At 63.5% G+C, this 12,116-nt stretch carries 8 protein-coding genes; 7 read left to right on the top strand and 1 reads right to left on the bottom strand.

The features are described from left to right. Positions 1–18: 18 nt before the first annotated feature. The gene (locus PO860_RS06445; protein WP_273884008.1) at positions 19–2,907 is read left to right on the top strand and encodes an Rne/Rng family ribonuclease; all 2,889 of its coding nucleotides are present in this window, start codon (positions 19–21) and stop codon (positions 2,905–2,907) included. Positions 2,908–3,111: 204 nt separating this feature from the next. Then, positions 3,112–3,204: a type II toxin-antitoxin system VapB family antitoxin gene (locus tag PO860_RS06440; protein WP_246718227.1), complete on the top strand. Its 93-nt coding sequence runs from the start codon at positions 3,112–3,114 to the stop codon at positions 3,202–3,204. Between the two features lie 124 nt (positions 3,205–3,328). Here the strand turns inward: PO860_RS06440 and PO860_RS06435 are convergent, their stop codons facing one another. After that, a complete protein-coding gene (locus tag PO860_RS06435) occupies positions 3,329–4,987 on the bottom strand; it encodes an acyl-CoA dehydrogenase family protein (RefSeq protein WP_273880723.1) in 1,659 nt (552 codons plus the stop codon). A gap of 178 nt (positions 4,988–5,165) precedes the next feature. Here PO860_RS06435 and PO860_RS06430 point away from each other — a divergent pair, with 178 nt between their 5' ends. The 5 genes from PO860_RS06430 (at position 5,166) to topA (ending at position 12,116) form a co-directional block, all read left to right on the top strand. Further along, positions 5,166–6,122 (top strand): aspartate carbamoyltransferase catalytic subunit, encoded by a 957-nt coding sequence (locus PO860_RS06430; protein ID WP_183606556.1) that lies wholly within the window; start codon positions 5,166–5,168, stop codon positions 6,120–6,122. Continuing rightward, positions 6,119–7,408 (top strand): dihydroorotase, encoded by a 1,290-nt coding sequence (locus tag PO860_RS06425; protein WP_273884009.1) that lies wholly within the window; start codon positions 6,119–6,121, stop codon positions 7,406–7,408. The genes PO860_RS06430 and PO860_RS06425 overlap by 4 nt, the downstream gene beginning before the upstream one ends. Before the next feature lie 39 nt (positions 7,409–7,447). Then, entirely contained in the window at positions 7,448–8,068 is a 621-nt protein-coding gene (plsY, locus tag PO860_RS06420) for a glycerol-3-phosphate 1-O-acyltransferase PlsY (protein WP_273884010.1), read from the top strand. Beyond that, positions 8,068–9,210: a DNA-processing protein DprA gene (dprA, locus tag PO860_RS06415; RefSeq protein WP_183606553.1), complete on the top strand. Its 1,143-nt coding sequence runs from the start codon at positions 8,068–8,070 to the stop codon at positions 9,208–9,210. The genes plsY and dprA overlap by 1 nt, the downstream gene beginning before the upstream one ends. A 236-nt stretch (positions 9,211–9,446) precedes the next feature. Then, positions 9,447–12,116 carry a type I DNA topoisomerase gene (gene topA / locus PO860_RS06410; RefSeq protein WP_273884011.1) on the top strand — a complete coding sequence of 890 codons (2,670 nt, stop codon included), beginning with the start codon at positions 9,447–9,449 and terminating at the stop codon, positions 12,114–12,116.

Raw genomic sequence — 12,116 nt, 5'->3', positions numbered from 1 at the left:
CCGAGGAGCACAGCTTACATGGCAGACAAAATGCTTATCGATGCGTCTCACGAGGAAGAAACGCGCGTCGTTGTCGTTCGCGGGAACCGCATAGAAGAATTTGACTTCGAGTCGCAGCACAAGAAGCAGATCCGCGGCAACATCTATCTTGCAAAGGTAACGAGGGTCGAGCCCTCGCTGCAAGCCGCCTTCGTCGATTACGGCGGCAACCGGCACGGCTTCCTGGCCTTCGCCGAAATCCATCCCGACTATTATCAGATACCGCTCGCCGACCGTCAGGCGCTGCTTCGGGCCGAGGCCGAGGAGCATCGCCGCGACGAAGATGTCGAGCATGTCGAAACCGCGCCGATGGTCGATCTGTCCAAGCAGGATCAGCCGGATGTCGGCATCGTGCCGGCAGAGGCGCCGGAAACGGCTGCCATAACGGAAGAACCGGCAGCGGTCGAAGCCGCGGCATCGCCGGAGGCCACCGAGGAAGCGCCTGCCAAGAAGGCAAGGCCGCGCCGCAGCCGCAAGAAGGCCGCCGAGCCGGTTGCAGAGACGACCATGACCGAAGACGCCGTTCCCACGGACGTCGAAGCCGAAGGCGCTTCGAGCGTCGACAATGAGGATGACGGCTCGACCGGCGGCGCGATGGCCGCCATGGTGGAAACCGACGAGATTTCCGAGGACGTCGATACCAGCAAGCGTCGCCACGATGATGACGACGACGATGACGATCACGGCGAAGAGGAAGTCATCGAATCGGTCGGCGCCGAAGACGCCATGGAAGAAGTGCCGGACCGCGTGCAGCGCAAGCCGCGCAAGCAGTACCGCATCCAGGAAGTCATCAAGCGCCGCCAGATCCTGCTCGTGCAGGTCGCCAAGGAGGAGCGCGGCAACAAGGGTGCCGCCCTTACCACTTATCTCTCGCTCGCCGGCCGCTATTCGGTGCTGATGCCGAACACGGCGCGCGGCGGCGGCATTTCCCGCAAGATCACCAACCCTGCGGACCGCAAGCGCCTGAAGGAAATCGCGCGCATGCTCGAAGTGCCGCAGGGCATGGGCGTCATCCTGCGTACCGCCGGCGCCAATCGCACCAAGGTCGAGGTCAAGCGCGACTTCGAATATCTGATGCGCCTCTGGGAGAACGTGCGCACGCTGACGCTGGCGTCCACCGCTCCCTGCCTCGTCTATGAGGAAGGCTCGCTGATCAAGCGCTCGATCCGCGACCTCTACAACAAGGATATCAGCGAGATCATCGTTGCCGGCGAAGAAGGCTATCGTGAAGCGAAAGACTTCATGAAGATGCTGATGCCGAGCCATGCCAAGGTGGTTCAGCCCTATCGCGACATCCACCCGATCTTCTCGCGCTCGGGCATCGAAGCCCAGCTCGACCGCATGCTGCAGCCGCAAGTGACCCTGCGTTCCGGCGGCTACCTGATCATGAACCAGACGGAAGCGCTGGTCTCGATCGACGTCAACTCCGGCCGTTCGACGCGCGAACACTCGATCGAGGACACCGCGCTGCAGACCAACCTCGAAGCTGCGGAAGAAATCGCCCGCCAGCTTCGCCTGCGCGACCTTGCCGGCCTGATCGTCATCGACTTCATCGACATGGAAGAGAAGCGCAACAACCGCGCTGTCGAGAAAAAGCTGAAGGAATGCCTGAAGAACGACCGCGCCCGCATCCAGGTCGGCCGGATCTCGCATTTCGGCCTGCTTGAAATGTCGCGCCAGCGCATCCGCGCGTCGGTTCTCGAATCGACCACGCAGGTCTGCTCGCATTGTGGCGGCAGCGGCCATGTGCGTTCGCAGTCCTCCGTCGCACTGCATGTCCTGCGCGGCATCGAGGAATATCTGCTCAAGAACACCACGCACAATATCACCGTGCGCACGACGCCCGATATTGCTCTCTACCTGCTCAATCACAAGCGCCAGACGATCGTCGATTACGAGAACCGCTTCGGCGTTGCGATCATCATCGACGCGGACGGCTCGGTCGGCGCGCAGCATTTCGCGATCGATCGCGGTGAGCCGGTGGAAAACCCGGTCAAGATCGAAACGCTCTTCAACTTCGCTGCCATTCCCGAGGATGACGATGACGACATCGTTATCGAGGCGGATGAGGACGAAGACGAGGAACTCGAGGAAAAGCCGGCCGCTACCGAGCGCCCCGTCGCTGCACGCTCGGAAGGCGAAGGTGAAGGCAACCGCAAGCGCAAGCGCCGCAGGCGCCGCCGCGGCCGCAACGGCAATGCCGAGCAGCCGGTATCGGCTGCAGGTGAAGCCGGCGACGAGGATGAGGACGGTGACGACGAGGCCGGCGAAGGCGATGAAAACGCCGAAGGCACGCCTGAGACACTGGCTGAAAGCGAGGAATCGCAGCGCCGCAAGCGCCGCCGTCGCGGCAAGCGCGGCGGTCGTCGCAACCGCGCCGAGGATGGTTCCGAACTGACGGCCGGCGAAGCCGGTGAAGGCAATGGCGGCGGCGAGGACGAAGGCGAGGACGTTTCGAACGACGGCGCTGCTGGTAAAGCCGAAACTGTCGAAGCGGTTGCCCTGCAGGCTGACGAAGGTCAGGCCGCAGCGGCCGCCGTCGAGGGTGTGGCCGTCGTCACCGAGGATGTGAAGCCCGCCCGCGGCCGCGGCCGCCGCAAACCGGCCGCAGCGCCGGTCGAAGAACCGGTAGCCGAGACGGCCCCTGTGGCCGAGGCCGAACCGGAGTTGGTCGAAGCCTCCGCCGATCTCGGAACGCCCGCTCGGGAAGATGCCCAGGAAGAGGCAAAGCCGGTTCGCGCCAACCGCGAATCCAATATCTCCTCCTCCGAGCCGACGGTGAAATCGACCACCCGCGCCGAGAATGCCGACGGCGACGACGGCAAGCCGAAGAAAGCCGGCTGGTGGCAGCGCCGTGGCTTCTTCTGAACGCTGATTTTCGGACGTAAACCCTGAAATCCGGCCGCGGCGACGCGGCCGGATTTTCGTTTATGGCGATGACATCGTCGCCGAGCTTGAACCGCAGAGATGTGGATGCGTATCTCTATGATAATCATACCCATGGGGCGCGATCATGCGGACGACTATCGCTATCGATGATGCCTTGCTCGACGCCGCAATGACACCACGGGATTGGCGACAAAAGAGGCCACCGTCGACCAGGCCTTGCGAAGTCTCGTTGAGAGACACCGCCGGAAAATGCGATCGCAGATCTCGCAGGGATAGGCTGGGAAGGCGACCTCGGCGCGATACGTCGCGACCGGCCGGACGGTAAACGGTAATCGTCGTCGACAGGTCAATCCGATGGCCGAGCGTCTCGGCCTCAAGTATCCTCTGAGCCCGATTGCGATCAGGCCGCCGGAGGATAGAGCAGGTCGACGATGTAGCTGGCGTCGAAGCGGGAATCGAGCATGCCGTAGGTGGAGCGCCAGCCGCCGGCAAGGCGCGTCTCGATGAAGGCATCGGCGATGCGACCAGCGCCCAGCCGATAGAGTTCGGCGGCACCGGCGGCCAGCGCCAGCTGTTCGACGAGCAGGCGCGCGGCGCCCTCGTCCTGTTCACACAATGCGATTGCCGCACGCAGCACGTCGATCGTCTTCTTGCCGGCAGGGCCGAGATCGCGCGCAAGGCCTGAAAAGACCGTTTCGAACAGATCCTTGCCGCGGTTGAGCACGCGCAGCACGTCGAGCGCCATGACGTTGCCGGAGCCCTCCCAGATGGCGTTGACAGGGGCCTCGCGGTAATGGCGGGCGATCGGACGCTCTTCGACGTAACCATTGCCGCCGATGCATTCCATCGCCTCGTAGATCAGCGCAGGCGCGATCTTGCAGCACCAGTATTTGGCGACCGGCGTCATGACGCGGGCGTAGGCCGCTTGCTCGGCATTGCCGCGCGCCTTGTCGAAGGCGTCGGCTAGGCGGAAGGATAGTGCCGTCGCGGCGGCGACATCGAGCGCCATGTCGGCGAGCACGCGCGTCATGATCGGCTGGTTGACGAGCATCTTGCCGAAGACGCTGCGGCCGCGGGTGTGGTGCACGGCCTCAGCCAGGGAGGCGCGCATCATGCCCGACGAGGCCAACGCGCAATCGAGCCGGGTCAGCGTCACCATGTCGAGGATGGTGCGGATGCCGGCATCCGCACCGCCGAGCAGGAAACCGAATGTGTCTGAGAATTCGACCTCGGAAGAGGCGTTGGAGCGGTTGCCCACCTTGTCCTTCAGCCGCTGGAACTGCAGGCCATTGGCGGAACCATCTTCCAGCAGGCGCGGCACCAGGAAGCAGCCCATGCCCTCCTTCGTCTGCGCCAGCATGATGAAGGCATCGCTCATCGGCGCGGACATGAACCATTTGTGGCCGGACAGCCGGTAAATGCCTTCGCTGACCTTTTCGGCAGCGCTGCGATTGGCCCGCACATCCGTGCCGCCCTGCTTTTCCGTCATGCCCATGCCGATGGTCACGGCGGATTTCTGCATGGCGGGCTTGTTCGACGAATCATATTTGCGCGAAAGGATTTTCGGCGCCCAGTCCTTTTGCACAGCGGGCGAGGCCGAGAGCGCGGCAACCGAGGCGCTGGTCATCGTCAGCGGGCAGAGATGGCCGGATTCCAGCTGTGACGTCAGATAGAAGCGCGCGGCGCGAATCTTGTGGGCCTCGTCCTTGGCTTCGGTATCGGCCTGCGGATCCCAGACGGAGGAATGCAGGCCGACCGACATGGAGCGGCGCATCAGCGCATGCCAGGCGGGATGGAATTCGACAACGTCGAGGCGCTCGCCCCGCGGCCCGTGGGTGCGCAGCTGCGGCGCGCCCTGGTTCGCCATGCGCGCCAGCTCCTGCGCCTCCGGCGAGGTGACATAGCGGCCCATGTTTTCCAGGTCTTCACGGATGCCGCGCGGCAGGGCCGCCGTCAGATCGACGATCAGCGGATCGGATCGATAGGCGTTGATGCCGGACCACAGGCTCGGCTGGTTGAGTTCTGCGAGTTTGTCGTCAGTCCGGTTGGCGGAGGTCATAATTCGCTTCTAGTGTAAGAACCCGGCAAAGGGAAACCGGAAGTTATGATTCGGTCACTCTGCTCTATCGGAATTCGGGCGAAAATGCATGGGGACATAAGCCTTTGCCCACAGCGCATGCTTGCCCCGGCGGGCAGCACTCTTTATAGACCCGCCAGAGACAGTAAGAGGCAGGGTCATGGTCTTTTTCCCCCACCGCCACCTCATCGGCATCAAGGGCCTCACCGAGCAGGATATCACCTATCTTCTCGACAAGGCGGATGAGGCCGTCAAGATCAGCCGCCAGAGAGAAAAGAAGACGTCGACGCTGCGCGGGCTGACGCAGATCAACCTCTTCTTCGAGGCATCGACCCGCACGCAGGCCTCCTTCGAGCTTGCCGGCAAGCGGCTCGGCGCCGACGTCATGAACATGTCGGTCGGCAATTCCTCGGTTAAGAAAGGCGAAACGCTGATCGACACGGCGATGACGCTGAATGCGATGCGCCCCGATGTGCTGGTGATCCGCCATTCAAGCGCCGGTGCGGCTGCCCTTCTCGCCCAGAAGGTCTCCTGCTCGGTCGTCAATGCCGGTGATGGGCAGCATGAACATCCGACCCAGGCGCTGCTCGACGCGCTGACGATCCGGCGCGCCAAGGGCAAGCTTTCGCGCATCATCGTGGCGATCTGCGGCGACGTGCTGCATTCGCGGGTGGCGCGCTCCAATATCCTGCTGCTCAACGCCATGGGCGCCCGTGTCCGTGTCGTCGCGCCTGCGACCCTCCTGCCCGCCGGCATCGCCGAGATGGGCGTCGAGGTCTTTCATTCGATGTCGGAAGGGCTGAAGGACGCCGACGTCGTGATGATGCTGCGGCTGCAGCGCGAGCGCATGTCCGGCGCCTTCGTGCCTTCGGTGCGCGAATACTATCACTTCTACGGGCTCGACGCCGAAACGCTGAAAGCGGCGAAGGACGACGCGCTGGTCATGCATCCCGGCCCGATGAACCGCGGCGTCGAAATCGCTTCGGAAGTGGCGGACGGGCCGCAGAGCGTGATCGCCGAACAGGTGGAAATGGGGGTCGCGGTGCGCATGGCCGTCATGGAGACGCTGCTCGTCTCGCAGAACCAGGGTCCCCGAAGCGATGGAATGATGGCATGAGCAACCCGATCGTCCTCAAGAACGTCCGCATCGTCGATCCCTCGCGCAATCTCGACGAGGTGGGCACGATCATCACCGAAAACGGCGTGATCCTGGCAGCCGGCCATGCGGCGCAGAACCAGGGCGCGCCTGATGGCGCGGTCATCCGCGACTGCACCGGCCTTGTCGCCACACCCGGCCTCGTCGATGCGCGCGTCCATATCGGCGAACCCGGCGGCGAACACCGCGAGACGATCGCCTCGGCGAGCCGGGCAGCGGCGGCCGGCGGCGTCACCTCGATCATCATGATGCCGGACACCGATCCCATCATCGACGACATCGCGCTCGTCGAATTCGTCAAGAAGACCGCGCGCGATACCGCCGCTGTCAACGTCTATCCGGCAGCCGCCATCACCAAGGGCCTTGCCGGCGAGGAGATGACCGAGATCGGCCTGTTGATGCAGGCGGGCGCCGTCGCCTTCACCGATGCCCATTCGAGCGTTCACGACACGCAGGTGCTGCGCCGAATCATGACCTATGCGCGCGAATTCGGCGCCGTCATCTCGTGTGAAACGCGTGACAAATATCTCGGCGCCAACGGCGTCATGCATGAGGGGCTTTTCGCCAGCTGGCTCGGGCTCTCCGGCATTCCAAGGGAAGCCGAGCTCATCCCGCTCGAACGCGATCTCAGGGTCGCCGAGTTGACGCGCGGACGCTATCACGCCGCGATGATCTCGGTGCCGCAATCGGTCGAGGCGATCGAACGCGCCCGCGGTCGCGGCGCCAAGGTGACCTCAGGCATCTCGATCAACAATCTGGCGCTCAACGAAAACGACATCGGCGAATACCGCACCTTCTTCAAGCTCTACCCGCCGCTACGCCCGGAAGACGACCGGAAGGCCATGGTCGGGGCCCTTGCCAGCGGTGCGATCGACATCATCGTCTCCTCGCATGACCCGCAGGACGTCGACACGAAGCGCCTGCCGTTCGGCGAGGCGGAGGATGGCGCGGTCGGCCTCGAAACCATGCTGGCAGCAGCGCTCAGACTCCACCATGGCGGTCAGGTGAGCCTGATGCGCCTGATCGACGCCATGTCCACCCGCCCGGCGCAGATTTTCGGCCTTGATGCCGGCACGCTGAAGCCGGGTGCGGCGGCCGATATCACCCTGATTGATCTCGATGAGCCTTGGCTTGTCGCCAAAGACATGCTTCTCTCCCGTTCCAAGAACACGCCGTTCGAAGATGCACGCTTCAGCGGACGGGCGGTCGCGACATACGTCTCGGGAAAGCTTGTCCACGCGCTCTAGGAGACGGCTGGGCTAGGTCACGGAGGGCCGAGGGGGCATATGTTATCCAATCTGATGTCATGGCAGATCACACTGCCGATCGCGCTGGCCGCCGCCGTCATCGGCTATCTCTTCGGCTCGATCCCTTTCGGCCTGATCCTGACGCGCGCCGCCGGCCTTGGCGACGTGCGCAGCATCGGCTCCGGCAATATCGGCGCGACCAATGTGCTGAGAACCGGCAACAAGAAACTCGCGGCTGCGACGCTGCTGCTCGATGCGCTGAAGGCATCGGCGGCGGCCTGGGTCGTCGGTTATTTCCTCGGTGAGGAGGCAGCGATCATCGCCGGCTTCTTCGCCTTCATCGGTCATCTCTTCCCGGTCTGGATCGGCTTCAAGGGCGGCAAGGGTGTCGCCACCTATATCGGCACCCTGCTCGGCGTCGCGCCGATCATGGTCGTGCTCTTCGCTGCCGTCTGGCTGGCGGTCGCTTTCACCACCCGCTACTCCTCGCTGTCGGCGCTGATTGCCATGCTTGTCATTCCGGTTGCGCTGTGGATACTGGGTAACGAAAAGGTTGCGGCAGTGATGGCGATCATGACCCTCATCTCCTACTGGAAGCACAAGGCGAATATTTCGCGCCTGATGAGCGGGACGGAAAGCAAGATCGGGGCAAAGGGATAATGGATGCGCTGAGCGCCGGACCAAAAGGCGTTGTTCTGACCGAACGGCAAAGAATTGCCTGGCTGCGCCTCATCCGTTCCGACAATATCGGCCCTGCCACCTTTCGCGACCTCATCAATCATTTCGGTTCGGCCGAGGCAGCACTTGCCGCACTGCCGGAGCTTTCGGCGCGCGGCGGCGCCACGCGAGCAATCCGCATCGCCAGCGAGGCCGAGGCGCATCGGGAACTCGAGGCGGCGCATCGCTTCGGCGCCCGCTTCGTCGGCATCGGCGAGCCGGACTACCCGCAAGCGCTGAAGCAGATCGACGGGGCGCCGCCACTTCTGGCCGTCAAGGGCGCGCTTGCCGCCACCAAACGACCGGCCGTCGGCATCGTCGGCTCACGCAATGCCTCGGCCGCCGGCGCGAAATTCGCGGCAATGGTGGCGCGCGACTGCGGCCGGGCAGGATATACCGTAGTCTCGGGTCTGGCGCGCGGCATCGACACATCGGCGCATCGGGCAAGCCTCGATACGGGCACGATCGCCGCCCTTGCCGGTGGTCTCGACCAGCCCTATCCGCCGGAGAATATCGGCCTGCTCCAGGAGATCACCGGCGGCAACGGCCTGGCGGTGAGCGAAATGCCCTTCGGCTGGGAGCCCCGCGCCCGCGATTTTCCGCGCCGGAACCGGCTGATCGCCGGCATCGCGCTCGGCCTTGTGGTCATCGAAGCAGCGACACGCTCGGGCTCGCTGATCACCGCACGGCTTGCCGGCGAGTTCGGCCGGCTGGTGTTTGCCGTGCCCGGCTCACCGCTCGACCCGCGTTGCCACGGCACCAACGGGTTGCTGAAGGACGGTGCTTCGATCGTCACCACACCCGCCGATGTCGTCGAGGCTTTGGCGCCGCTGACGCAATTCGAGCTCTTCCCGTCGTCGTTGGCAGAACAACCGGCAAGTGACGGCAAGGCGATGACGATGCCGCCCGGCGATTCAGACCGGGCTCGCATCATCGATGCGCTCGGGCCGACGCCGGTCGAGATCGACGACGTCATCCGCCATACCGGCCTGTCGGCGTCGGCGGTCTATCTCATTCTTCTGGAACTCGATATATCAGGCAGGCTGCAGCGGCATCAGGGCGGGTTCGTCTCGCTTTCCGATTGAACTTTGCACGATATCGGAGAATTGCCGAACCCCGTGTCGAAAACCTTCGACAGCCTATCTAATATTGCATTTCCCCGATAAGCTCCCTTCGGCTGCGCCAGATGCAAGAGGTAAAATTGTAGCAAACCCCTTGACCGCGGCGATTTCCCTGTCCATGTCGGAGGGCCGGTATCCATGTTTCGGTGTGTGTCGCGCTGGCTTCAAAGCTGGCGTCGTTTCCTTTTTAGAGAATCATCATGAATGTTGTAGTGGTGGAATCGCCTGCCAAGGCCAAGACGATCAACAAGTATCTGGGTCCAGGATACAAAGTGCTCGCCTCCTTCGGCCATGTGCGCGATCTGCCTGCCAAGGACGGCTCAGTTCTTCCTGATCAGGATTTCGAAATGCTTTGGGAGGTCGATGGCGCCTCGGCCAAGCGGATGAAGGATATTGCCGACGCAGTGAAATCCTCCGACGGCCTGTTTCTCGCGACCGACCCGGATCGAGAAGGCGAAGCAATTTCCTGGCACGTTCTCGACATGCTGAACAAGAAGCGGGTGCTGAACGGCAAGCCGGTCAAGCGCGTCGTCTTCAATGCGATCACCAAGAAGGCGGTGCTCGACGCGATGGCCGATCCACGCGACATCGACGTGCCGCTGGTCGACGCCTATCTGGCGCGCCGTGCCCTCGACTATCTCGTCGGTTTCAATCTTTCGCCGGTGCTGTGGCGCAAGCTGCCCGGCGCCCGTTCGGCCGGCCGTGTCCAGTCGGTGGCGCTTCGCCTGGTCTGCGACCGCGAATCCGAGATCGAGCGCTTCATTTCGGAAGAATACTGGAACATCTCGGCACTCCTGAAGACGCCGCGCGGCGATGAGTTCGAGGCCAGACTGGTTTCGGCGAACGGCAAGCGGCTCCAACCGCGAGCGATCGGCAACGGCGAGGATGCGGGCAAGCTCAAGGCATTGCTCGAAGGCGCGAGCTATATCGTCGATACGGTCGAGGCGAAGCCGGTCAAGCGCAATCCGGGACCGCCGTTTACGACCTCGACGCTGCAGCAGGCCGCCTCCTCCAATCTCGGCTTCTCCGCCTCGCGCACCATGCAGATCGCCCAGAAGCTCTATGAAGGCGTCGATATCGGCGGCGAGACGGTCGGTCTCATCACCTATATGCGAACCGACGGCGTGCAGATGGCGCCGGAGGCGATCGATGCGGCGCGCCGCGCCATCGTCGACCAGTTCGGCGAGCGCTACATGCCCGAGAAGGCGCGCTTCTACTCCACCAAGGCCAAGAACGCCCAGGAGGCGCACGAGGCGATCCGTCCGACCGATTTCTACCGCTCGCCCGACCGCGTACGCCAATTCCTCGATGCCGACCAGATCCGCCTCTACGACCTGATCTGGAAGCGCGGCATCGCCAGCCAGATGGCGTCGGCCGAGATCGAGCGCACCACGGCTGAAATCAACGCCGACAATAAGGGCGAGAAGGCCGGCCTGCGCGCCGTCGGTTCGGTCATCCGCTTCCACGGCTTCATCGCTGCCTATACCGACCAGAAGGAAGACGGCGAGCAGAGCGACGACGGCGACGAGGATGGCCGCCTGCCGGAGATCAATGCGCGCGAAACGCTCGCCAAGCAGAAGATCAATTCGACGCAGCATTTCACCGAACCGCCGCCGCGCTATTCGGAAGCCTCGCTGATCAAGAAGATGGAAGAGCTCGGCATCGGCCGGCCCTCCACCTATGCCGCGACGCTCGCGACGTTGCGCGACCGCGACTATGTGACGATCGACAAGCGCAAGCTGATCCCGCAAGCCAAGGGCCGGCTGGTGACGGCTTTCCTCGAAAGCTTCTTCACCAAATATGTCGAATACGATTTCACCGCCGATCTCGAAGAGAAGCTCGACCGGATTTCCGCCGGCGAGCTGAACTGGAAGCAGGTGCTGCGCGATTTCTGGAAGGATTTCTTCGCCCAGATCGAAGACACCAAGGAACTGCGCGTCACCAATGTGCTGGATTCGCTGAACGAGGCGCTGGCGCCGCTGGTGTTCCCGAAGCGGGAGGACGGCAGCGATCCCAGGATCTGCCAGGTCTGCGGTACCGGCAACCTGTCGCTGAAGCTCGGCAAATACGGCGCCTTCGTCGGCTGTTCGAACTATCCGGAATGCAACTACACCCGCCAGCTCTCCTCCGAAAATGGCGGAGAAGCGGACGGCGCAGCCCTCAACGAGCCGAAGAACCTCGGCACCGATCCGACGACCGGCGAGGAGCTGACGCTGCGGTCCGGCCGCTTCGGCCCCTATATCCAGCGCGGCGACGGCAAGGAAGCCAAACGCGCTTCGCTGCCGAAGGGTTGGAAGCCCGAGGACATCGATTATGAAAAGGCGATGGCGCTGATCTCGCTGCCGCGCGATATCGGCAAACATCCCGAAACGGGCAAGATGATCTCATCCGGCATAGGTCGCTACGGGCCGTTCCTGCTGCATGACGGTTCCTACGCCAATCTGGAAACCATCGAGGACGTGTTCTCGGTCGGCCTCAACCGCGCTGTGACGGTTATCGCCGAAAAGGCGAACCAGGCACCCGGCCGGGGTTCGCGCGGCACGCCGGCGGCGCTGAAGACGCTCGGCGATCATCCCGACGGCGGCGCCATCACCGTTCGCGACGGCAAGTACGGCCCTTACGTCAACTGGGGCAAGGTCAATGCCACCCTGCCGAAAGGTAGGGATCCGCAGGCGATCACTGTCGAGGAGGCGCTTGTGCTGATCACCGAAAAGGCCGGCAAAGCCCCCGCCGGCAAGGCATCGGCCGGCAGGGCGGCCAAGGCGAAAGCCAAGCCGAAGGCGGCGGCCGCCGAAGCCAAGACCACCAAGACGGCGGCCAAGCCGAAGGCAACGAAGGCGAAGGCGCCAGCGAAATCAAAAAAGGGCTGA

It is taken from the genome of Rhizobium binxianense, from assembly GCF_028994275.1.
In the GTDB taxonomy this organism is placed as follows: domain Bacteria; phylum Pseudomonadota; class Alphaproteobacteria; order Rhizobiales; family Rhizobiaceae; genus Rhizobium; species Rhizobium binxianense.
Note: the sequence above shows the minus strand (reverse complement) of the source record. Positions and strands in the feature narration are given on the sequence as shown.

Excerpts from the sequence above, each read along its gene's own strand:
- PO860_RS06445 (WP_273884008.1), top strand. The coding sequence starts at position 19 with ATGGCAGACAAAATGCTTATCGATGCGTCTCACGAGGAAGAAACGCGC.
- PO860_RS06435 (WP_273880723.1), bottom strand. The coding sequence starts at position 4,987 with ATGACCTCCGCCAACCGGACTGACGACAAACTCGCAGAACTCAACCAG.
- PO860_RS06430 (WP_183606556.1), top strand. The coding sequence starts at position 5,166 with ATGGTCTTTTTCCCCCACCGCCACCTCATCGGCATCAAGGGCCTCACC.
- PO860_RS06425 (WP_273884009.1), top strand. The coding sequence starts at position 6,119 with ATGAGCAACCCGATCGTCCTCAAGAACGTCCGCATCGTCGATCCCTCG.
- plsY (WP_273884010.1), top strand. The coding sequence starts at position 7,448 with ATGTTATCCAATCTGATGTCATGGCAGATCACACTGCCGATCGCGCTG.
- dprA (WP_183606553.1), top strand. The coding sequence starts at position 8,068 with ATGGATGCGCTGAGCGCCGGACCAAAAGGCGTTGTTCTGACCGAACGG.
- topA (WP_273884011.1), top strand. The coding sequence starts at position 9,447 with ATGAATGTTGTAGTGGTGGAATCGCCTGCCAAGGCCAAGACGATCAAC.